This is a genomic window from Streptomyces daliensis (genome assembly GCF_054782395.1).
This window is the reverse complement of the sequence record NZ_BAAGSO010000011.1, coordinates 16,428-37,930: the sequence shown is the minus strand read 5'-3', so window position 1 is coordinate 37,930 and position 21,503 is coordinate 16,428. Positions and strand designations below refer to the sequence as shown.

At 68.2% G+C, this 21,503-nt stretch carries 16 protein-coding genes, 2 tRNA genes and 2 pseudogenes; 9 read left to right on the top strand and 11 right to left on the bottom strand.

The annotated features are described in order from the left end of the window. The first annotated feature begins 193 nt into the window (after window positions 1-193). The gene (gene fabG / locus ACYVOO_RS03395) at window positions 194-964 is read left to right on the top strand and encodes a 3-oxoacyl-ACP reductase FabG (RefSeq protein ID WP_453349583.1); all 771 of its coding nucleotides are present in this window, start codon (window positions 194-196) and stop codon (window positions 962-964) included. Window positions 965-1,031: 67 nt separating this feature from the next. Here fabG and ACYVOO_RS03390 read toward each other — a convergent pair whose 3' ends face one another. The 6 genes from ACYVOO_RS03390 to ACYVOO_RS03365 all read right to left on the bottom strand — a co-directional run bounded on the left by ACYVOO_RS03390 (window position 1,032) and on the right by ACYVOO_RS03365 (window position 7,075). Continuing rightward, a complete protein-coding gene (locus tag ACYVOO_RS03390; RefSeq protein ID WP_461014147.1) occupies window positions 1,032-1,742 on the bottom strand; it encodes a type I-E CRISPR-associated protein Cas6/Cse3/CasE in 711 nt (236 codons plus the stop codon). Continuing rightward, window positions 1,739-2,641, bottom strand: a complete 903-nt coding sequence (cas5, locus tag ACYVOO_RS03385; protein ID WP_461014146.1) for a CRISPR-associated protein Cas5 — start codon at window positions 2,639-2,641, stop codon at window positions 1,739-1,741. Before cas5 ends, ACYVOO_RS03390 begins: the two co-directional genes overlap by 4 nt. After that, window positions 2,638-3,981: a type I-E CRISPR-associated protein Cas7/Cse4/CasC gene (locus tag ACYVOO_RS03380; protein WP_461014145.1), complete on the bottom strand. Its 1,344-nt coding sequence runs from the start codon at window positions 3,979-3,981 to the stop codon at window positions 2,638-2,640. Before ACYVOO_RS03380 ends, cas5 begins: the two co-directional genes overlap by 4 nt. Beyond that, window positions 3,978-4,538, bottom strand: a complete 561-nt coding sequence (casB, locus tag ACYVOO_RS03375) for a type I-E CRISPR-associated protein Cse2/CasB (RefSeq protein ID WP_461014144.1) — start codon at window positions 4,536-4,538, stop codon at window positions 3,978-3,980. Before casB (ACYVOO_RS03375) ends, ACYVOO_RS03380 begins: the two co-directional genes overlap by 4 nt. Beyond that, the gene (locus ACYVOO_RS03370; RefSeq protein WP_461014143.1) at window positions 4,535-6,136 is read right to left on the bottom strand and encodes a type I-E CRISPR-associated protein Cse1/CasA; all 1,602 of its coding nucleotides are present in this window, start codon (window positions 6,134-6,136) and stop codon (window positions 4,535-4,537) included. Before ACYVOO_RS03370 ends, casB (ACYVOO_RS03375) begins: the two co-directional genes overlap by 4 nt. Before the next feature lie 759 nt (window positions 6,137-6,895). After that, window positions 6,896-7,075 carry a hypothetical protein gene (locus tag ACYVOO_RS03365; protein ID WP_461014142.1) on the bottom strand — a complete coding sequence of 60 codons (180 nt, stop codon included), beginning with the start codon at window positions 7,073-7,075 and terminating at the stop codon, window positions 6,896-6,898. A gap of 171 nt (window positions 7,076-7,246) precedes the next feature. Between ACYVOO_RS03365 and ACYVOO_RS03360 the strand changes: the two genes are divergently transcribed. From ACYVOO_RS03360 to cas6e, 6 genes are all read left to right on the top strand, one after another. Next, on the top strand, window positions 7,247-10,741 hold the full coding sequence (locus ACYVOO_RS03360; protein ID WP_461014141.1) for a helix-turn-helix domain-containing protein: 3,495 nt from the start codon (window positions 7,247-7,249) through the stop codon (window positions 10,739-10,741). A gap of 454 nt (window positions 10,742-11,195) precedes the next feature. Beyond that, window positions 11,196-12,704 carry a type I-E CRISPR-associated protein Cse1/CasA gene (gene casA / locus ACYVOO_RS03355; protein WP_461014140.1) on the top strand — a complete coding sequence of 503 codons (1,509 nt, stop codon included), beginning with the start codon at window positions 11,196-11,198 and terminating at the stop codon, window positions 12,702-12,704. Window positions 12,705-12,768: 64 nt separating this feature from the next. Next, window positions 12,769-13,449 carry a type I-E CRISPR-associated protein Cse2/CasB gene (gene casB / locus ACYVOO_RS03350; RefSeq protein WP_461014139.1) on the top strand — a complete coding sequence of 227 codons (681 nt, stop codon included), beginning with the start codon at window positions 12,769-12,771 and terminating at the stop codon, window positions 13,447-13,449. A 59-nt stretch (window positions 13,450-13,508) separates the two neighbouring features. Next, window positions 13,509-14,693 carry a type I-E CRISPR-associated protein Cas7/Cse4/CasC gene (gene cas7e / locus ACYVOO_RS03345; RefSeq protein ID WP_461014138.1) on the top strand — a complete coding sequence of 395 codons (1,185 nt, stop codon included), beginning with the start codon at window positions 13,509-13,511 and terminating at the stop codon, window positions 14,691-14,693. After that, window positions 14,690-15,532, top strand: a complete 843-nt coding sequence (cas5e, locus tag ACYVOO_RS03340; RefSeq protein WP_461014137.1) for a type I-E CRISPR-associated protein Cas5/CasD — start codon at window positions 14,690-14,692, stop codon at window positions 15,530-15,532. The genes cas7e and cas5e overlap by 4 nt, the downstream gene beginning before the upstream one ends. Continuing rightward, window positions 15,529-16,176 (top strand): type I-E CRISPR-associated protein Cas6/Cse3/CasE, encoded by a 648-nt coding sequence (gene cas6e / locus ACYVOO_RS03335; RefSeq protein WP_461014136.1) that lies wholly within the window; start codon window positions 15,529-15,531, stop codon window positions 16,174-16,176. Before cas5e ends, cas6e begins: the two co-directional genes overlap by 4 nt. Window positions 16,177-17,588: 1,412 nt before the next feature. Here the strand turns inward: cas6e and ACYVOO_RS03330 are convergent. The 4 genes and pseudogenes from ACYVOO_RS03330 to ACYVOO_RS03315 all read right to left on the bottom strand — a co-directional run. Next, a pseudogene (locus ACYVOO_RS03330) lies at window positions 17,589-17,748 on the bottom strand (IS701 family transposase); the annotation flags it as partial. Between the two features lie 367 nt (window positions 17,749-18,115). After that, a pseudogene (locus ACYVOO_RS03325) lies at window positions 18,116-18,405 on the bottom strand (transposase); the annotation flags it as partial. Between the two features lie 217 nt (window positions 18,406-18,622). Beyond that, window positions 18,623-18,696, bottom strand: a tRNA-Ile gene (locus ACYVOO_RS03320). A 189-nt stretch (window positions 18,697-18,885) separates the two neighbouring features. Then, window positions 18,886-18,958, bottom strand: a tRNA-Asn gene (locus ACYVOO_RS03315). A 156-nt stretch (window positions 18,959-19,114) separates the two neighbouring features. Between ACYVOO_RS03315 and ACYVOO_RS03310 the strand changes: the two genes are divergently transcribed. Beyond that, window positions 19,115-19,414, top strand: a complete 300-nt coding sequence (locus ACYVOO_RS03310; protein WP_453351027.1) for a YtxH domain-containing protein — start codon at window positions 19,115-19,117, stop codon at window positions 19,412-19,414. A gap of 81 nt (window positions 19,415-19,495) precedes the next feature. On the opposite strand, the gene ligD is transcribed toward ACYVOO_RS03310, so the two are convergent. After that, on the bottom strand, window positions 19,496-20,419 hold the full coding sequence (gene ligD, locus ACYVOO_RS03305) for a non-homologous end-joining DNA ligase (protein WP_461014135.1): 924 nt from the start codon (window positions 20,417-20,419) through the stop codon (window positions 19,496-19,498). A 30-nt stretch (window positions 20,420-20,449) separates the two neighbouring features. On the opposite strand from ligD, the gene ku reads away from it, so the two are divergent. Next, window positions 20,450-21,502 (top strand): non-homologous end joining protein Ku, encoded by a 1,053-nt coding sequence (gene ku, locus ACYVOO_RS03300; protein WP_461014134.1) that lies wholly within the window; start codon window positions 20,450-20,452, stop codon window positions 21,500-21,502. The last annotated feature ends 1 nt before the right edge of the window (window position 21,503 follow it).

Genomic DNA, 21,503 nt, shown 5'->3' with positions numbered 1-21,503 from the left:
CCTGCGCATACCGCATGCTTCCGGCCTACCGCAGGGATCACCGCACGTCACCATCCGACACCAACCCGAAAACCTCAGTAAGCGGCGTTTTATCGGCCGGTGGTTCCCTGAGCGGGTCATGGAGCGCCGGATTCGCGGCCCCGCGAGGGCTGTTGAACCGGCGCGGGGATCGTTCCTGCGCTGAGGAGAGAGCATGGCGGACAACGTTGCTGGGCCGAGCGGGGAGAATGAGCGGCGTTGCGTGCTGGTGACCGGGGCAGCCCGGGGAATCGGCCGCGGTATCGCCCTCAAGCTCGCGGGCGAGGGCTACGACGTCGTCGGCTGCTACCGGACCGAGAGCGAGGACTCTCGTGAGACCCGGGAGAAGATCGAAGCCCTTGGCGCCCGTTCGTACTTCACCACGTGCGACGTACGCGACCGGGACGAGGTCGAGGAGATGGTGGACCGGGTCGAGAAGGAGTTCGGACCGGTCACGGCCCTGGTGAACAACGCGGGGATCACCAGGAACAGTCCCATGCCGCTGCTGTCGGCAGAGGCGTGGGACGACGTGCTCGACACAAATCTCAGCGGTATGTGGAACGTCTGCCAGGCCGTGATGTACCGCTTCTTGCGCCGCAAGCGCGGAACGTGCGTGAACATCTCCTCGATCGTCGCGCTCAGCGGCTTCGTGACGATGAGCAACTACGCCGCGAGCAAGGCCGGCATCATCGGCATGAGCAAGTCGTTGGCGCGGGAGGTCGCCGGGCACGGAATCCGGGTCAATGTCGTGGCCCCGGGAATCACCGAGACGCAAATGCTCGAAGACATTCCCGTGCCAGCCCGCGAGAAAATGCTGGACCGCATTCCGCTCCAACGGTTCGGACAACCCGAGGACACCGCTGAGATGGTCGCCTTCTTGCTGTCGGACCGCGCCGCGTACATCACCGGCCAGGTCATCCGAGTGGACGGCGGCGCGGCCCTTTGAACATCTGGCCTGGTTCCGACTCAGCCTCGGTGTCGCGTACACCGTCCGGGACCATCCCCGCACGGCGTCACCGCGTCAGGACGAGTCCACAGCTATAGGCTCGGGCGTGACCGACGCCCTCGGTGAGGGCTGTGACGAATACTGCGGGATCGGTGACAGTCAAGGAGCCGCGCAGCTCGGCGCGGGCGATTTTCAGGCCCTTGTGGGGCGCGGGGCTGGATACCGTGGGCAGCATGCGCACAGAGATGGTATCGGGGTCGGCTGTGGCGCCGATGGAGCCGGGAGTGCGTCCGTCCCCGAAGTGTCGTCCGCACCATTTCCTGACGCCGTCCGGTTTGGTGTGTGCGACGCGTCGGCCTCTGACCGCTTTCCCGTCCGGGCCCGTGCGGTGCTTGCTGTAAGTGGGGTTGACGACGGAGCGGAAGCCGAGGCTTTCACCGTCGCGGAAAGTGCGGTCGACGGTGATGAGTTGCGGGACTTCCCGCAGAGCGGCTTTGGGCACGTGCCTCCAGTCTGGCCCGACCCTGGCTTGTACCACGAGGACCAGGGCCGCGGATTTGAGGTCCAGTGCCCATGTCGACAGGACACCCATCTGGGCACGGGCATCCGGGCTGTCGTCATCGGTCCAGCCCTGGAATCCGCTCATCACCGTGCGGTGCATGTCCTGAGCGTCGATCAGTGACTTGGCCACGTAGGGGTGGCGCGCGTCCAACGTGAGCACGGAATGGGTCGCAACGAACCGTGCCGTCGCCGTGCGGGGCTGCGGAGAGTCGCTCACAGGATGATGTCTTTCCAGTCGGCGGAGTTCGGAGCGATCGTGATCCTGCGGCGCACCTCCCAGCGGGTGGTGTGCTGAGGTTGCAGTGAGTCGAAACTCATCGGCTGATCCGGCACGGGAGTAGCGCCCCGCTCGGATGGCGGGACCTGGAGCCATGCCCAGGGCTTGCGAGCAGGGTCGGCCGTGTCGGGCCCGGGCAGGAGCCGGTGGGTGCGAAATGCCGTACCCAGGTCGCCAGGGACGGTGCCGAGAACGAGGGTCCCCGACGGCGGGCAGGACTTGCGGCCCAGCCACAGCAGGCGCTGCGGGTGCTCCAGTGCCCGGGCCACGGTCCGCAGGAAGTCCTCGTCGGCGTGCTGGAGACCCACCAGGAAGGTTGCGTCGGCGAGATACCACCGCTCGGTGATGAGGCCGGAGCGGCGCAGTTCGCCGGATACCAGTACGCCGGAGTGGGGGTCGGCCGCGATCTTCTTGGGTGCTCCGTACCATCGGGCCAGTGTGTGATGGCCGAACTGGTTCCCGGTGGCCGCATCGAGGCTGGCCGAGACGGCGGCGGCGCGTCGGTGGTCGGTGATGAGGTCGCGGGGGCGCAGCGGATAGGACCCCGCGCCGACGGTGTGATAGTCGCGAACGGGGACGCCAGGGTGATCGGCACGTACCCCGAAGACGGTTCCGGCCAGCCGCCCCAAGGGAGTCGGCCTCTTCCGTTCCATCCCCTCCACCGAACTGTCCGTTTCGTCCAGGTCCGTGGTCCGGGGCAGTCCCAGGGCCGCCGCGCACATTCCGATCACGGCGGACTTGGTGGGTCGGCTGTGGGAGTCGCGGCGCGCGGCGAAGCGGCTGGTCATGCCCCACGATTGCAGAGGACCGGCCAGCCGGAGGAGCAGTACGTGTGTCACGGCGTCAGGTCTCCGATGGCGTCCACTCGCGCGACGTCCAAGGCGTCCAGACCGTCGAGGAGCGCGTCGATCTGTGGGTCGTACGTGAGCAGACAGGCCGTACGGATATCGGGGCGGCGCTCGCTGACAAAGGCATGGTGCCTGAGTAGACGCCTGACCCCGGCGGGCCCGGCAGGACCTTCGCCGTTCTCGCTGTTCGGGTCTTCGTCCACCGGCCTTTGGAAGGCGCCCGCGTAGCTGTACGGACGCTCGCCCTCGAAGGCCAGCACCAGGACGGGCAGCGAGCCGGTAGAGGCCGTGGAGTTCTTCTTCGCCTCGGGGAACGCCTCGACGAAGGCATTGACGAATTCTTGCTCGGCAGCGACCGCGGCCTCTGCCGCCTCTGCCTCGGTCATGCCCGCGGCCTGGAGATTCACCTTCAGCTGGCGCCGGTCGAGCACGGCGTGCCGGTAGAAGGTGCCGGAGATGAGCGACTGGTAACCCGTCATTCCCGCGCCCGCGTCGTCCGCCGCGTCCAGGAAGTCCAGCGCGTTCTTCTTGCGTTCCAGCTTGGCGTCGTCCGCCGCAGCGTAGAAGTCGTCCACCTGCTCGGCTTCCTGGATCGTGAAGGCGTGCGCACTTTGCACGGCACCGTCCACGTTGGGCGAATCGGCGATTTCGGCGAGGAAGCGGCCGTACAGCCCGATGTCGATTGCGTCGCGCGGGGCCAGCGCCGTGAGCACGGCGGCACGTGAGTCAGTAGGCAGCGCTGGGAGCTGTGTCGCCTCTGTAGTCCCGCCGTCTCCGTTTCCGGCCTCTTCGGCTTCGGCTGCCTTGCGCGCACCTCGCTTCGGTTTGGCGACGGTCGCCTGCGTGGCGAGATACCTGTCCCGCCACTCGCGCAGACTGTCGGCCTCTTCCGCGATGTGCGCGGCGATCCGCTCACCGGTGTCGGCCGGCGCGAACAGCAGTACCTTGGTGAGGTTGGCGACGGTCTTCTTGGCCGGGTCGCCGAACTTCAGTCCCGTCGCCTCCAGCACGGCCCTCGCCGTGACGACGGCCTCGTCCTTCTCCCAGTCGTGAGTGGTCTCCAGCGCCCGCGCGGTGAGAAGCGCCCACTCGCGGGTGCGCAGCCCAGTGGGGCGCCCGGCTAGTGGTCCGACGCCTGCGTTGGCACGGTTGCGGGCGTGTACCCGCTCAGCCCGGCGCCGCGCCTGGCTAGTGATCATGTGCCTTTCGACGCCGCCGTACACGATGGTCTTCGGTGATCCGTTCTCATCGCGTACCGGCAGGACCGCGACCAGCGTCTCCAAGAGGTGGAGGGAGAGGAACTGGCCACGTGGAACGGGGGTCTCGGTCACGTGCTGCTGCCCTTCTGGGTGTTCTTCCTGCCGATGTCGTACGGCGCGTGGAAGTCGACCGCCCACTGGTAGGCGATGCGGGCCTTTCGGTCGTTCCACCGCTCAAGATCGGTGACGAGATCTGTCCAGGACGGCGGTTGTTGCTCGCAGGCATGCAACCGGGCGATGCCGTGCTGGAGGTGCCGCCAGGGGATGCGCCGACTTGCCACGATCCGGTCCACCAGCCGCGTCGCGCCGGGATCGTCGGGTCCTCGGCTGCCGGGCCTGCCGATTCTCCGGGCCGCGGCGCCGTAACTGCCGAAGCCCTGAGTGGGCCGCCCCACCCCCTGGTGGTAGACGGCGAACAGGAAAGCGACCTGTTCGTGGATCTCCCTGCTGGCCCGGTCGGTCGGGTCCGGGGCATACCAGCCGGCCCGGATCCTGGCGCCGGTGCCTGCTGTGGCGCGCCGGAGCTGGGCGAGGTCGCCGTACTCGCGGTTGTGCACCAACGTGAGGAGCCAGGCGGTGAGCCGGGCCGCTCCCAACTCCGTAGCCTCCCACCCCGGTACGTCGGTCATGTTGCTCCCTCCTTGAGCTCGGTGAGATCGGCTGGTGCACGGGAACTGGTGAGTTCGGTCTCGAAGCTTCTGCGTGCTGCCGCGCGAGCGCGCAGTCCCGGCCCGTTCTTCGGCAGCGAGTCCAGGCGCGTGTCCAGGAATTCCCGGGCCGTCCGCACGAGCCACTCCACGTAACCGGGCATGCAGTCGGCGACCATCGCACCCTCCGCCACATCCAGGAGCAGGGTGTGGAAAGGCTCTTCTGTCGCCTTCCATTGCTCGCCCCGCGCGTCGAAGCGGGCGAGCTGTGCCTTCTTGTCGGCGGGCTTGGGATTGGGGTACGTGATGGCCCAGGCCGCGTAGGCGGCCCGGTCCAGACTGCGGGCCACATGCTCCGCCACTTGGGAGCCGCGCAGGGATGCCTGGTACAGGGCAGGGGCCTGCCCCGGGGCAAAGGGGAAGACACTGGTGACCCAGCCTGTGGGGGTGCTCTTGTTCGAGAGAAGGCCGACCGCCAGCAGATCGAAGGGATGGCGGTCGGCCTTCCGCTCCTTGGGCAGTTTCGCGAGGCGTGCGTACAGGCCACCCGATTCCTTCTCCACTGCGGCGTAAAGGGCGTGCGCTTCTCGCCACACGTCTCGGGTGGGCGACGGCCACAGCGGTTTCTCCACTCCCGTGCGCGTCACGGACATGACGGCGTCCTGAAGGTGCAGTTCCGGGTCCAGCTCCAGCAGTTCGCCGGCCCCGATGAGCACACGGTCGACGACGGCCTCTTCGCCGCCGAGCCCGGGCCGTGGCCGCATCAGCACCGAGCGGCCCAGGTAGCTGTGCAGGTCCGCATAGCCTCGTACGGCACGGCCCGGCGGCTTGGCCTTGAAGCCCCGCCGCTCGATCGGCCCCGCTGTCCAGGTCAGGTTCAGCACACGCGGTTCGTGTGCGGTCGGCACCAGGTTGAGACGCAGGGTGTGCCCCAGAGTCCGCCCCAGGGCCAGCACCCGGATCCGGCCGCCGAGCCGTCCGGTCGCGAGGTACGTGACAGCCGGTCCCAGCGTGGCCTTGCCTGATATCCGGCCGCGACCGGAAAGCCCGAAGACGTGCTGGGTCAGCATCGCCCGGAAGGCATTGGCCGCGGGCAGCGGATCAGGATGGTCCAAATGGTGGTGATCAGCGAACTGGTTGTAGTCACCTGCGCTTTCGATCACCAGTTGGGCAGGGCCCGTGCTGTGCTCCTCTAAGAACGGTGCGAGGAGGGCGTTCTGCCCCAGGGGCCGTTCACGGTGGAACAAGTCCCAGTCGTCGTCTGGTTGCCTCGCCAGCCACGAGGAGACCTCACCTAGAGGATGGCTTTCCTGCACCCAGTGCTGCCACTCTTCGGTGGACGTGGGATACGCACCCGAGGCGTAGCACAGGGCGAGCAGGAACTCGACGAGGGCGACCTTCTCCCCAGGAGTGTCGCCGTGAATGTCCACCAACTCATCGGCGCGTGAGAACAGCCCCGTCAGGTTCTGGCCGATCACCTCGCCGTCCAGCGTCAGCGCTTGTACGCATGCGTGCACGCGGGGGTCCCAACGAGGGCGATCGTTCGTTGCGTCGAGCGAAGGTGGATCAGCCGGGTGCATGGTGTGTGTCCTCGGTATCTCGCATCCATCTGAGTGGAGTATGGGGTTGGCGGGGCGGTTCGGGCAGGGTCGAAGTGGGGGCCAGTAATTTGCCCGACAGAGGCGTCGGCTCGCCGGGCCAGCGGATATGCGTATGCAGTCCTTCGGCTCGTCTGCGAGTACTCGGTCTTCCACCCCCGCCGACGCGGGGAAAACCTGAGGCGTGTTTGCCAACGAACGCCACCGACGGCTCAACCCCGCTGGCGCAGGGGCCTTTACGACCCTGATTCGAGAACTTCCGGTATGGTCGCAGGGGCAATGGCCCCATGTACCGCCACGGCCGACACGTCATGCCCCTTCGACGGGAGGACGTTGTCCCGTGGCCAGAGGCGGTCTCTCCCGGCAATTGCACTGCCGGGAGAGACCTCTTCACATGAGCGTGATGAGATATGAGACCACGGTCGAGACGACGACTTCGCTCAGCAACCACACGATGTCGCCCCGGTGTCTCTGTAACCACCCCCTTGCCTCTACCAGGCAGGCCCTCAGCCAGCGCCGTATTTGCACACGCATGGACCTCCTCCCTTCCTCTGCTTCCTGGCACTTGCCAGGAGGCAGACCAGAGGGAGGTGTGTGAGGCGCTGTCGAGGCCCACTCTGGCACGCGGCGGCAACGCGCGTTCGGAGTTTGAGGGAACTGGTTTTCCCAACCAACGCGACCGAGTCACGCCGAACACGTCACCGGATACGTCACCAGGCTGATGCGCAGCCCAACAGCGGATCACCGCTGGGGCTTTCGCCCCAGCAGAAGCGCCAGGGTCGCACGCGCGTCACGGCGTCGGGCCGGGGAGCGGGAGGCGACGGAGAAGAGGGCGACGCCGAGCAGAGTCACGGAGTAGCTGAGACCCGTGGCGGCGGCCAGTACCGTGGCGTTCGTCAGCAGGGTCGGCAGTGCGGACATGGGCGAGATTCCTCCCGGACAGGTCGTCCGGCGGGCTGCCGGGCGACGGGTGCGGCAGTTGTCCCACGTCCAACGAGTTTCCAGCGACGACAGGAGCCCTGAACAGGAGGCGTTCCCGCTGCTCAGACGCTTCATAAAAAGTCTCCAGAAACTTTTCCCAAGGGGGATGAGTTGACCGCGCAGAAGGCAGGAGGTGTCGGGGGAAGCCCTGAGATCGCCCGCACACGACTCGCCCAATGCTTGAAGGCGCTGTACGAGGAAGCGCGGAGGGTACGTGGCCGAGCGATCAGCTACAAAAGTGTCGCGGAAAAGATCGGTATCTCCACTTCGGGGCTCGGGAACTGGCTGAACGGGAACACCGGGCCGGCACCGCAGAACGTCTCCGTATATTGGGCCTTGATCGATTACCTGGAGGAGCGTGCCCGGCGACCCTCCCGCTCCCGCCGGGAGTGGCAGCGACTTGTCCAGGACGCTGTGGTCGAAAGCCAGACCAATCGCGGCGGGCGGCCACCCAACAAATCCCGCCCCGCCAAGGCCGCCCCCTTCCGGTATTTCCACACGGCCGACCAGTACCTGCCGCCGGAACTGGTGGGGCGGGAGGAACACCTCGATCAGCTTCCGGAAATGATCCGCACGGCGACGGGGTACCTGGCCCTCGTCGCGCCGCCCTGGGCGGGCAAGTCCGCGTTCCTGGCCACCTTCGTCAGGACGTATGAGACGGACGACATGGACCTCATCGCCTACTTCGTCCGCCGTGGGCACAGGTCGGACAACGCTGCGGACTACTCGACCACCATGGTGGAGCAACTCCGCCTGCACGTCGGGGGGAAGCACCCGTGTCAGGCCGACGCAGCCACTCTGCTGGCGCTGTACAAGGACGCGGCTCAGACGAGCATCGATCGGGGGCGCACCCTCCTCCTGGTCGTCGACGGACTGGATGAGGACGCCGGGGCGCGTATCGGCAGCAGCGAGAGCATCGCCTCGCTGCTGCCCAGGCAACCTCATCCCGGTCTCCGAGTGCTGGTCAGTCGCCGGTGGCACCCGCCCCTGCCCGGCGATGTGCCTCGGGATCACCCGCTGCGGAGGGCCGAGCAGGTACCGCGCTTCCGGCCTTCGCCGGAGGCCGGCGTACTGCGTGAGACCGTTCTGAACGACCTGGCCGCACTGTTCCGGGACACCAGGGAGTGGGTGCACGACATCCTCGGCTATCTGACCCTGGCCACCGGTGGGCTGAGCCAAGCCGATCTGGTCGAGTTGCTCGGGCAGGACGGGAAGACGCCCACGCCGCGTCGCTTCTCCTTGACGGACCTGCTGCACAGCGTGGTCAGCCGGGGATTCGGCCCCGAGGACCTGGAGCCGGACACATTCGTCCTGGCACACGAAGAACTGTACGGTGCCGCCGAGGAAGAGCTTGGCCCGCAAAAGCTCGCCGAACTGACCCGACGGCTGCACAGGTGGGCCGATAGTTACAGGGCCGATGGTTGGCCCGACTCCACACCTGTGTACCTGCTCCACCACTACCAGGAGTTGCTGAGGCAAGGCGGCGACTTCGACCGCTGGCTGGCCTTCGCGCTCGATCATCGCCGTCTGTTGTGCCTCGCCAACCGAGGACGTACCGACCTCGCGCTCGCCTCGCTCGATCACGTCGGGCAGGTGCGGCCGACACCCGTCGCCCTGGCATCGGCAGCCGCGTCGCGGTCCCTCCTCGAGGTGAAGAGTCGACCGGTACCACGTGAGGTCCTACGCGCTCTGGTCGTGGTCGGGGACTTTGCCCGTGCCCGTTCGCTCGCACTCTCGCCCGCGGACCCCGCCTCCAAAGCCGTGCGGCTCATGGAAGTGGTCCAAGCCGCCCTGTCCACGGGGACGCCGGGGGCCGCGAAACTGGCGGTTCATCTGGCGCGTGATGCCGCCGCGTGTGCCGTGCACGTCCATCGACAGGATCTGGTGGCCACCCCCACAGCGGAGCTGGAGATCCAGGCGCTCGTCCCCCGGGCTGCCGCCGCACTCGCCGCAGTGGGGCTGTCGGACGAGGCGATGCGCATGCTGACAACCGTCGACATCTGCCATCTCGACAACGTCACGGCAGTGGCCGGGACCGCAGCTCTGCTGCTTGGTCCCGAACCGGCCTTCGCGGGCGCGTTACTCGACGAGCTCATGCTCGAAGCGGAATGCCAGGCGGAGTCGGCTGAAGGCCGACCCGTTCTCGCGGTGGAGATTTGGTCAGCTGTGGCCGCGGCCGATCCAGACCGGGCCGAGCCGGTTCACCACAGGATGAAGGAATTCGCCGAAGGACTGCCCGTAGTGTCTCCGGGCCTGACAGCAGCCGACTGCTGCGCGACCGCGGCCTCTGCGCTCGCCGAGGCGATGCCCGAGGAGGCCCGCAAGCTGGCGCACACTGCCAGGCGCGAGGCGCGGAAAGCTCTGGGCGATGTTCCGGGGGACGGGCTCAGGGAGGTGCTGACCCGGGTGGCTCGAGCGCTGCTCGATGTCGGAGAGACGGCCGGGAAGGTGCGCGCCCTGCTCTCCGACGCTCGCACGGATGTTGCCTCATGTGCCTTGCTGCCGCCCGACGGTCGCCTCAGCGAGGCAATCGAAGGGTTGGAAGCCGCCGAGGCAGCGGAGGCGAAGGAAACCGAAGAACTGCTCAAGGAAATGAAGCGTCTGTCCGACCTTGGAGATGGCCCCAACCTACGCCGGTGCTTGGACCGGTTCACAAAGCGAGCTGCCGAACAGGACGCTCCAGTCACCTGGCTGCCCTTCCTCGCCGAAGCCCTCTTCGGTGTTCTCGGTCCTGTTGAAGAGGCCCCCTCGCTTTTGACGGCCGAATTGTCCGATACACACCTGCGCCTGCGGGTACTGGCCTCGACCGCACTGGCCCACGCGGGCGCACACCGTCATGACGAGGCGTTGCGGTGCGCGGAGCACCTGGCCGACGTCGCCCAACGTCTGCCGGCTCCGCAACCACCGGAGGCACGGGCTTTGGTCGCCCAGGCGTTCGCTCACGCGGGTGACGCTGAGCGGGCCGTGCAATGGGCCGCCCCTCCCCACGGAGGCAGGCCGCTCGGCAAGGCGGGCATTCCGTACCGGCGGGCCGCCCTGGCCGTCGAGATGGGCCTCGAACCGGAGGCCGTCGTCGCACGTGTTATCGCTGATGGCTTGCCGAGGACTGGCCTCGGCGCATCCGGAAACGCACTGATCAAGGTGCTGTGCGATCACTCCGCCGGTGCCCGGCCCGATGCCCAGTTCGCCTCCCTGGAGTCCGTAGCGCACGAGCGCCTCGCCACAGAGCCTTTGATCGCTACAGGGCTCGCCCTGCTTCAGGCCACTCTGGGTGACAGCGAGCGCGCATGCAGCACGATTGCGCAATTGCCTGAACCTGGTGCCCGAGGCGTGGCCCAAGTGGTCGTGGCCACCTACTTGACGGGCGTACCGACGTACCTGGACGTGGCCGCCGACGAGGGCTACTGGACGCTTTCCGTGCTCCGTGTCCTCGCGCACCACATGTGTCCGGCAGAGGCCGGCGACGCCACCGTTGTGCGGAGTCTCGCCCTCGAAGCCTTGGCCACCGATAGCTGGTACTGGATTCTGCCGGTGCTGGGTCACATAACCCCGGAAGCGGTCTCCCAGGTCGTCGATGTACTCGTCCAGCACTGGACGGCAAGGTGAACGGGAAGTTCCAAGCGCAGCGGTCCCTGGCGCGTGCCTAAAAGGGTGGCCGGTTCTGGTGCGTCCCGCCTGGTCGGGGGTGGTGAGGCGATCGCCTCACCACCCCTCGGGGTGCTGGGAGGGGGCGACAGGACGGAGCAATTTCGCGGACGGGGCCCCTGATCGGTCTCGGTCCCACGTCAGTACGGAGGAGATCATTCCGCTGACGCAGGGACCACAGAGCCCACTCGGCCTTCTCATCGACCGGGCAGGGGACGCTCTGGCATGCGCGGAGACCAATCTCCCTCGCGTCCCCCGCAAGCCGTACGCCCTCGTTCACGCGAGGAGTTTCCCGCCGTTTTCGTCGTGCTGACCGAGGCCCGCGGCTCACCCTCGCTTTCGCGAGGCCGGTCGTGAGCGTACCCATTTCACCGCTCCTCGCCCGACGAAAGGCGGCATTCTTTTGTTACCGGACGTGAGTTATCCCCTGACGACGAGGCCCTGGATCGGGGTGCGCTGGGCCGCCGGGCACTCCGGACCGTCCGGACTCGGCCTGCGGGACGTGCTGGCGCACTCCCGGAATCTCGCTTCCCTGACCGTGGGGCCTCCACCGGCGCTCTCCGCGCTCTACCGCCTCCTGTACGCGCTCATCGCCCGTGTCACGGGTCTCGACGAGCTGGGGGAAGACCGGGACGACTGGCTGGACCGGCGCACCGAGGTGCTGGGCAGCGGGGTCGATCCCGGCCGGGTCGATGCCTACCTGGAGCCGCTGGCCGAGCGGTTCGATCTGTTCGGGCCGCGCCCGTTCTTGCAGGACCCGCGGCTGGCCGAGCAGTGCCCGAAGCCCGCGGGCGTGAACAAGCTGATCTTCGGGCGGTCCGCGGGCAACAACCAGGTCTGGTTCGGGCATCACCGCGACACCGCCCCGCACTTCCCCGGGGCCGTCGAGGCCGCGCTGAACCTGCTGATCTGGCTGTACTACGGGCCTTCCGGCCGGTGCGCCTCCCGCACCGCCGGCTCCACCACCGCGGCCGACATGTCGGCGGGGCCGCTGCGCACCAGCCTCTCCTACCACCCCGAGGGTGCGAACCTCCTCGAAACCCTGCTCGCGGGCCTGACGCCTCCGGAGAGCACCGTGCGGCGCACGGCCGACCTGTGCCCCTGGGAGCTTCCCGGCCTCCCGGACCCCCTGGAGGCCCCGTCGGCCTATCCCGGCGTGTGCAGTCGGCTCACCGGCGGATGGCAGCACGCGGTGCTGCTCGTCCCCGACAGCGGCGGCGAGAAGGTCCGCGACGCCTACATCACCTGGGCACGCCGGGGAAAGCAGCCTCGCACCGAGGACGCCTACCTGATGTGGCAGATCAGCCAGCAGGAGAACATCTACCCACGCCCCGCCGACTCCGGCCGGGCCCTGTGGCGGGACCTGGACGCGCTGCTGCTGAAGGAGCCCGGCGGGTCCGCCCGCCCGCACCGGCCCGCCGTGCTGAACAGCATCCCCGAGCTGGAGGACATCCTCGACCGCCTGTCCGTACGGGCCCTCGGCTTCGAGCAGGACGGCAAGACCAAGGACATTCAGTTCGTCTCCGCCACCACCCCGGCCGTCCTGAACGCCATCGAAGAACGCGAGCCGCACAACGCCCGGCGTATCGGAGACCTGCGGGTGGCCGGGGAACGGTACGGCAAACGGCTGGAGTGGGCCGTCAAACGTGCGTGGGCGGCCATCACCAACACCTCTGTGGGCGACTGCCCATGGACCCACCAGGCAGCCGCCCTGTACTGGTCAGATGCCGAGGAACTCTTCTGGTCGCGGGTACACGAGCGGGACTTCGCGCAGGCGTGGCGCGACTTCCGGAATCTCGCCGAGAGCACCTTCGACGGCGTCACCCGCGACGCGCCCCCGACTCCCCACGCCATGAAGGTCGTGGAGGAGGCCCGGCTGGAGCTGTACGGCGGGCGACGCAGGACACGCCGGAACGCGGCATAGAACCGCCCACGCACACCGGCCTCACTCCCTCTCTTCCCCTTTTTTCTTCACGGATTGGACCGTCATGTTCGACCTCGAATCCGCGATCGTGGCGCGCGACGCCACCGCCGCCCGCGACCTTTCCGCCTTGTACCGGCACGCGGAAGACTTCGTCACCCGCGTCCACACGCTGTGCGAAGACCCCGGCCGACGAGCCGCTCTGCGCAGCGGACTGGGCCGCCCCCTCGACGACTGCCCCCGGATGCACGCGGTCATCGCCCAGTTCGTGCCGAGCCGCTTCGGTGAGGCCACAGAACGGGCGTACTACGCGGTCGCCTCGATGATCGCCTCACTTCCGCCCTCGGCACGCCGCACCGCGAAGGAGGGCAAGCAGCAGCCCGCGACGACCGCCCGCAACCTCGGCCAGTGCCTGGCCGAGAGCAAGGTACGCGGGACCGCGGCGGAAGCCCGCCTGAGCCTGCTGTGCCGACAGAGCCTGCCTGGCCTGCACCGCCACCTCCCGCCCACGGTGCGCCTGCTGGCCGACGGGCCCGACACCGTCGACTTCGCCCAGCTCCTGGTGGACCTGACCCGTTGGGAACGCAACCGTGACCGGACCGCCCGCGCCTGGCTCCAGACGTACTACCGCACCTCGCTCCGCGAGGAGCGCAAGGAAGCGGCTGACGCCGACGCGAAGCAAGCGGCTGCCGACGATGGCGAGAGCCCGCAGGGTGACGGCCCCGCGCAGTCCCCGCCCACCGACTGATCCCACACCTACCGGACCCGCCCAGAACCCCTCATCCGTTCCGCGAGGAGTACCGCACCGTGACATCTGCATCCGCACCGATCGCCGGGCGCTTCATCGAGGCGCACATCATCCAGGCCGTCCCCTACGCCAACCTCAACCGTGACGACACCAACTCGGTCAAGACCGTCCAGTTCGGCGGCGTCAACCGCACCCGCGTGAGCAGCCAGTCCTGGAAGCGGGCTATGCGCCTGCGCCTCCAGAAACACCTGGGGGAGGAGGCGTTGCGCACACGGCGCCTGGCCGCACGCATCCAGCGCCACCTGGCCGATGAGCGGGGCTGGCCGGAGGAGTTGGCCGCCCGGGCAGGCCAGCACGTCGTGGTCGCCAGCAGCGTCGGCGGGGAAGCCCCGAAGAAGGAGGAGGGCGACATCGCCTGGACGACCCCCGCCATGGTCTACGTCCCCGACACGGCCGTTGCCGAACTGTGCGACCTCGTTGAAGAGCACCGCGAGGGCCTGGAGAAGGCCAAGGACAGCAAGACGCTCAAGCAGAAGGACGCCCTCGTCCCCACCCAGAGGATCGACGACGTCCTGCGCTCCCGCAACGGAGTGATCAACCTCTTCGGACGGATGCTCGCCCAGGTCGGCGAGGCCAAGGTTGACGGAGCCGTCCAGGTCGCCCACGCCTTCACCACACACAGCACCGACACCGAGATCGACTACTTCAGCGCCGTCGACGATGTGACCGACGACTGGGCCGACACCACCGGCAGCGCCCACATGGGCCACGCCGAGCACAGCGCGGGCGTCCTCTACCGCTACGTCGTCCTGGACCTGGCCGACCTCCTGGAGAACACCGGGGGCGATGCCAAGGCCGCACGACGGCTCGCCGCGGGCTTCCTCGAAGCCGCGCTGATGTCGCTGCCCCAGGCCAAGAAGAACTCCACCGCGGCGCACACCATCCCCGACCTCGCGCACCTGACGGTGCGCGCGGACCGCCCCGTCTCCTACGCGTCCGCCTTCGAACAGCCCGTCCGGCACGGCCGGGACGGCGGACACACCGCTCCCTCCATCGACGCTCTTGCCGCCTACGCCGAGGCTGTTGGCCGCCTCCTGAGCAAGGACCACGCCCTCTTCCGCGCCCACGCCTCACTGTCCGCCAAGGACATCACCGGCCTGGGGAAGCGCGTCGACTCCTTCGAGGCACTCACCAGCGGCGCCCTCGACGCGGCCCTCGCCTCCCCCGCCGAGGGGACGGCATGACCGACCACACCTCCCCACACGCCACGTCGGGCTTTCTTGTGCAGCTCACCGGACCGCTCCAGGCATGGGGCGAGCGCTCCCGCTTCCCCCACCAGCGCGACACCGCCGCCGCCCCCACCCGCTCCGCGCTGATCGGCATGCTCGCCGCAGCCCACGGCCGCCCCCGCGACGCCTCCCTCGACGATCTGGCCCCCCTGCACTTCACCGTCCGCGTCGACCGCCGGGGCACACGGCTGCGGGACCTGCACACGGTGGGCGGCGGCTTCCCCCGCCACCTCACCGTCGCCACCGCCGAGGACAAACACCGCAGCGGCGAGACGACGACGCTCCTCTCCCACCGCTACTACCTCCAGGACGCGGCCTTCACCCTCGCCGTCACCAGCGAGGACACCACCCTGCTGCACAAAAGCGCGGAAAAGCTGCGCAGGCCGCGCTGGGCCCCCTACCTGGGTCGCCGCTCCTGTCCGCCCAGCGGCCCGCTGATCCTCACGACAGTGACCGCCACTCCCGTCGAGCACCTGCTCAAGCTCCCCCTCACCCGCCCGGCACCCGGCCGCAACGGCCCATCGCAAGAGGCCACGGTGCCCGTGGAGTTCGCCTCCGACCTCCCCCTCGACGGCCTGAGCGCCGACGGCCGCAGCCCGGCGGATCCCATCCTCGGCGAGGCCCAGGACGAGCCGCTCTCCTTCACTCCGCTGGACCGCCGCTACCGCGCCCGCCCGGTCCACCGCATCACCCTCCGCCTCCCCGCCACCCAGTGCGCCGGATACGGCACGCAGTACCTCACCCGCCTCAGCAGCTACCTGGCCGACCACCAGTTGGAGGTGTCCTCCTCATGACCCCCACCCTGTGGGTGACCCAGATCCTTCCCGACACCCGCGCCAGCGACGACGCCCGGCGAGACATCCGCAGCGCGGTGGACCTTCACCACCGGGTCATGGGCCTCTTCCCGCAAGGGCTCGGAGAGACCGCGCGACGGCACGCGGGCGTCCTCTTCCGCCTGGACGAAGGACCCACCGGCCACCACATCCTGATCCAGAGCACCCTCACCCCCGACCCGGGCCGGCTGGAGCCCGCCTACGGCACCGCACGGGCCAAGGAACTCACCCCGCTGATCGGCACACTCCGCACCGGACAACTGATCCACTACCGGATCACGGCCAACGCCACCCGCAAACTGGGCAACAACACCACCGAGGGCCGCCCCAAACAGATCGTCCCCCTGCACGGCCAAGAAGCCGCCCAGTGGTGGGAGCGCCAGGCCGAGCGGGCCGGGCTCTGCCTGCGCAGCATCCAGAGCACCTCGCTGGGCGACGCCAGCGGCCGACGCCGCGACAAACACCCCGTCAACCATGCCCGCACCCGCTTCGACGGCCTGGCCGAAGTGCGGGACGCAACCGCGCTCGTCGAGCACATCGTCGCGGGCATCGGCCGCGGCAAGTCCTACGGATGCGGCCTGCTCAGCGTCGCCCCCGCACGGTGAACACTCGCCGGTACGGCCAGGCGCCCCGCCGCCTGGCCGTACTGACAGAGTCCAGTAACTGGTCCACTGAGCCCGGGAGATCAGGGTGTGGATATTTCCGGGTCTACCTGAGGCGTTTTCGCAACCACCGGAACAGAGCGGCGAGACTGAGACCCAGTACTGCGCACGGCACCAATCCGTCAGTCAGCAGGGTGTGCGGTTCAGCATTCCAATCTATGTAGAAGGCAAGCGCTGCTACTGCGGCGCAGATCATGCTGTTGGTGCGGAACTTTGAGGCCAGCAGCCAGTCCACTGGGTGCCAGCATGCAGCACAGCCGCCCTCAGGCTTGCAGGGGCGTTTCTTGGAGGGAGGCGTTTCGTCTTGACTCACGACAAATCCTTTCTGTGATCGAGATTGTGAGCAGCAGGGGGTGACCTGCTGCATCTGCGGCGGCCGGGCGCGTCGTGTAGCGAAGACGGGCCCGGCCGCCCGCTGACTGTCGATCACTTCTTACTCAAGTGATCATGAATGTTTCCGGTGGTGCTCTCGGTTCTCTGCGCGAGCGGAGATATCCCAAGCCAGGACCGACACTCTGGAGTGATCGAAGCCGCTCTCATGGTTGTACTGAGGTCCACAGCAAGAGCGAAGGCTACTTCTGTCCCCGGCCTGTGTCCTCTGTGACTCCGCTTGCTGCGGAGCCTGGAGAGCTAAGCCGGTGCGTCGCCAGGTGACAGTAGCTGCTGATCCGCCGCCGGGGGTGGCGTGTCGGCGCCAGCTTCTTAATTGTGCCTGTAGGGCTCGCCTGTGCGCGCTCGTTGACCGGATTCAATTCATTACTTTGGGAATTCACCGTTCGACTGGCCGGGCGTTTGTTCCGTACCGAAACGTAAAGTGTGAGGGGGTGATCTTCGCGGCTGCCGCTGGTCGAGAAGATGTCGCTGATTACCGTCTACCAATGAATGAGCTCAAGAGGGTGGCAAATCGCTCTAGTATTCGGAAATTCGCCGTCGATCGTTAGTGGGGAATCCGGAGGTTCGGCTTGCTGTTTTTGCTGGTGGGGGCCGGTGCTTTCCTGTGCTACCTAGAAAGGATTAGCCGGGCATCGACGTATGCTCCTGCCGAACTGGTCCTGTTCAGTCCGTTCCGGTCCTGGCTTCTCCGCTCCTGCGGAGGTGATCCGCCGGTACGTCGTCATCTGTGATGTTCGTTACCAACGTTCTCCGCGCGAGCGGAGGTGCTCCGGGCGGAGCCTCTTCGCGGGGCATGTCTGACCTGGTGGTCTGCGTCGCATATTCCTGGCGCTCTCCCGCCGGTGGGCGTTTCTGCATTCTCAGGATTCTTGGGCGGCGGATATGCAGCGGTCCCGCGGAGGGTCTTGCAGCGCGTCGAGGACTTGATAGAGGGCAGGCCGGTGTGTGGACATTTGGGTCGCGCCTGCGCAGGGTGAGAAATGCCTGGGCGCGGTGGCGAGGGTGACGTGGCGGTGCCAGCCGCGTCAGCTGCGGCCCTCGAAGTGGTCCAGCCCCAAGCCGTGTTGCGACTTCGCGATAGTCGTGCTCGACGTGCCAGTGCATCTTGGCCCACCGCACCAGGTACGAGGGGTGTGCTGGAAGCGCGAGGGCCGTGATTTCGTAGGCCAAGTGTTCTGTTGTGTCCAGTGCGCGACGGGATGACCTGGTGCGGCTGCCAGGCGCGCAGGTCTGGTTCAGTCAGCGGCACACGGAGCCGAGCCGGGTCGGCATCGGTGCGAGCAGTTCGACGGACAGGGCGCTGATGCCCCAGGGGAGGGATCGTTCACCATCGATTCCTCAGCACTGCGCTGGTCAGCGGCGTGTAGGAACGCGGCCGGGACCGGGCCGGTCCACGTGCGGATGGCGGGGTCGATGCCGCGGCACGCTTTGTCGGGGCGGGGTCATGGCTTGACGCCCTTCGGCTCTTCCTCGGGACGAAGACGGACCACTGGGCTCGGGGGTGTCCCTTGTCGAAGTAGTTGTGGGAGGCGGGGGCATTCAGGGTGGCGAACGCGGAGAGGGGTATCGCGCGTTTGAGTTGCCGGTTGCCGCCTCGCGGCGCGTGTTCGCCGCGGATCGAGGTCCGTGAGGAGTTGGTGGTGGGGGTGAGCTCGGGGGAGGAGGCGAGGTGGGCGGCGGCGGTGGGGAAGCTGGTGCCGTCGCCGACGGTGACCGCAAGGTGGCGGCAGTCCTGACGCCGACGCCAGGCATGGACGTCAGGAGGTGGCGAAGAGAGTGAGTGACCCTCTTGCGGGACCGCAAAGAAGGCAACGTGGTACGGGGTCTCCGGAAGGCACCCGAAAGCCCTCTCGAACCCCTCGTCGACGCCACGCGGGCCACCACAGGGCCACTGGATCTTGGTCCGGGCAGCGAAGAGGGGGGCCACCGCGACCGCGCGGCGACCCCCCTCTTACGCTTCCGCAGGTCAGATCGTTTCTGCGCCCACGGCAACAGGTGGGGCGGGTGGGACTCGAACCCACGGCCGACGGATTATGAGTCCGCTGCTCTAACCGGCTGAGCTACCGCCCCGAAACGGCGCGCGTACATCTGTACGCGCCGTGTCTGCCGCAGCATAGCTGCTCATACGATCTGCCGCCCGCGCCGGGGGTGGTCGTACGCAGGTGAGGACTTCGATCACGGGGTGATCGGTTCCCGCTATTGCCCAACAGTCGTACCGGGCAAAGAAAAAGGGCCCCTGATGGGGCCCTTCGGGTTGTGCTCCCGCGACTGGACTCGAACCAGTAACCTGCCGGTTAACAGCCGGCTGCTCTGCCGATTGAGCTACACGGGACTGCTCTGCTCGGACCCGCCGACCCGTTCCCGGGGGCGTTCCCTCGCTGCGAGCAATACATTAGCGCATGCCAGGGGGTACTCCGAAATCGGTATGGGTACGGCCCACCGCACCGAGAGATCCATGGATCGAGAGAACCGAAAGAAGGGTGTAGCCATGCGCTACCGGCTCACGTTCGTCGCTGGACTGGCCGTGGGGTACGTGCTCGGGACACGCGCCGGTCGCGAGCGTTATGAGCAGCTACGGAAGGCGGCGCACCGGGTCGCCGAGAACCCGGCGGTCCGTAACGCCACCGAGTCCGCCGCGCAGACCGGCCGCGAGGCGGCGTCGAAGGCCGCCGGGGTCGTCAGCGAGAAGGTCGGGCACCGGCTGCCCGACTCGGTCAGCGACCGGGTGCGGTCCCTGCGGGGGCAGCGTACGCCGCTGGACGACGACTGGGGGACGAGCAATACGTGACCTGCGGTACGTGACGCCTCCCGGGTGAGGGACGCGTCACGCTTCGGCGACCCCGCGCTCCCCGCCCGCTCCCGCGTCGCGCTACGCCGGGAGCGGGCGGGCGTGTGCCGGGGTGAGGAGCGGGGCCAGGAGGTCGCCGTGCCGCTCCAGGCGGGCGGGGAGGCCGGGGGCGAGGAAGATCAGCTCGTCCGGCGACGTCGCGGCCTCCAGCTCGTCCCAGGTGACCGGCGCCGATACGGTCGGGCGGGGCCTGGCCCGGAGCGTGTACGGCGCTGCGGTCGTCTTGGCGGCGGCGTTCTGGGAGTGGTCGACGAAGACCTTCCGCTTGCGCAGCGCCCTGGTCATCCGGCTGAGCGCCAGCCCTGGAAGGGCCGCCTCCGCCTCCTCGGCGATCTTCTTGGCGTAGGCCGAGGCGGCGGCGGACGGTGCAGGCGTGATCGCGGCGAGCAGGTGGAGGCCCTTGGCGCCCGAGGTCTTGGGCAGGGCCGTGAGACCGTCGTCGGCGAGCCGGTCGCGGATCCACAGGGCTACGGTGCGGCAGTCCAGGAGGGTGGCGCCCTCGCCGGGGTCCAGGTCGAAGACGAGGCGGTCGGCGAGGTTGCCGGTGCCCACGCGGTCCGCGCTGTTCACGCGGTCCACGCGGTCCACGCGCCACTGCGGGGTGTGCAGCTCCAGCGCCGCGATGTTCGCCGCCCACACCAGCGTCGCCAGGTCCTCGACCAGCACCTGGTGGAGCGGTTCTCGGCTGACGTGGGTGACCTCGGCCGTGGTCACCCAGTCGGGGGCGCCGGGCGGGACGTTCTTCGCGAAGAAGCCGCCGCCCTCCACGCCGTCGGGGAAGCGGAAGAAGGAGAGGGGGCGGCCGTGGAGGTGGGGGAGGAGGGCTTCGGCGACGGAGGCGTAGTAGTGGAGGGCCTCCCCCTTGGTGAAGCCGGACGCCGGGTAGAGCACCTTGTCCAGGTTGCTGAGCGCGAGACGGTGGCCCTCGATCTCCGTGTACGGCATACCCTGAGAGTCCCACAGAAGGGACAAAGGATGCGTTCTATCTGGAAAGGGTCCATATCCTTCGGCCTGGTCACGATCCCGATCAAGGTGGTCTCGGCGACGGAGAACCACAGCGTCTCCTTCCACCAGCTCCACGTCACCGACGGCGGGCGCATCCGGTACCGCAAGGTGTGCGAGCTGGAGGGCGAGGAGGTGCCGCGCGAGGAGATCGGCAAGGGGTTCGAGACCGACGACGGCACGACCGTGCAGCTCACGGACGAGGACCTGGCCGCGCTGCCCCTGCCGACGGCGAAGACCGTCGAGATCCTCGGCTTCGTGCCCGCCGAGGACATCGACCCGATCCAGCTCGACCGCTCCTACTACCTGGCCGTCGACGGCCAGGGCGGCGCCAAGCCGTACGCGCTGCTGCGCGAGGCGCTGAAGCGCTCGGGGCGGGTGGCCGTCGCCAAGCTGGCGATGCGGGGGCGGGAGAGCCTGGGGATGCTGCGCGTCTACGAGGACGTGCTCGCGCTGCACACCATGCTGTGGCCCGACGAGATCCGCCGCGTGAGCGGGGTCGCGCCCGAGGGGAACGTGACTGTGCGGGACGCCGAGCTGGACCTCGCGGACACGCTGATGGACACGCTCGGTGACCTGGACTGGGACGAACTGCACGACGAGTACCGCGAGGCCGTCGAGCGGCTCGTCGAGGCCAAGGCCGAGGGCGGCGACGCGGCAGTGGCGGCCGAGAAGGCGCCCGCCTCCTCGGGCAAGGGCAACGTCGTGGACCTGATGTCCGTCCTGGAGAGCAGCGTGCAGGCGGCGAAGAAGTCGCGGGGCGAGGGCAAGGACGAGGACGCGACGGTGCACCAGTTGTCGAGCAAGCGCGGTACGAAGAAGTCGGCCTCGTCCTCCGCATCCTCCGCGTCCTCCTCCCGGAAGGGCACCGGCAAGAAGACGGCCGCGAAGAAGACCGCGTCGTCGGCCAAGAAGAGCGCTCCCGCCAAGAAGACCGCGTCCAAGACCGCGTCCGCCAAGAAGACGGCGGGGAAGAAGACGGCGGCCAAGAAGACCGCCCGTACCCGTACGAGGAAGTCAGCTTGAG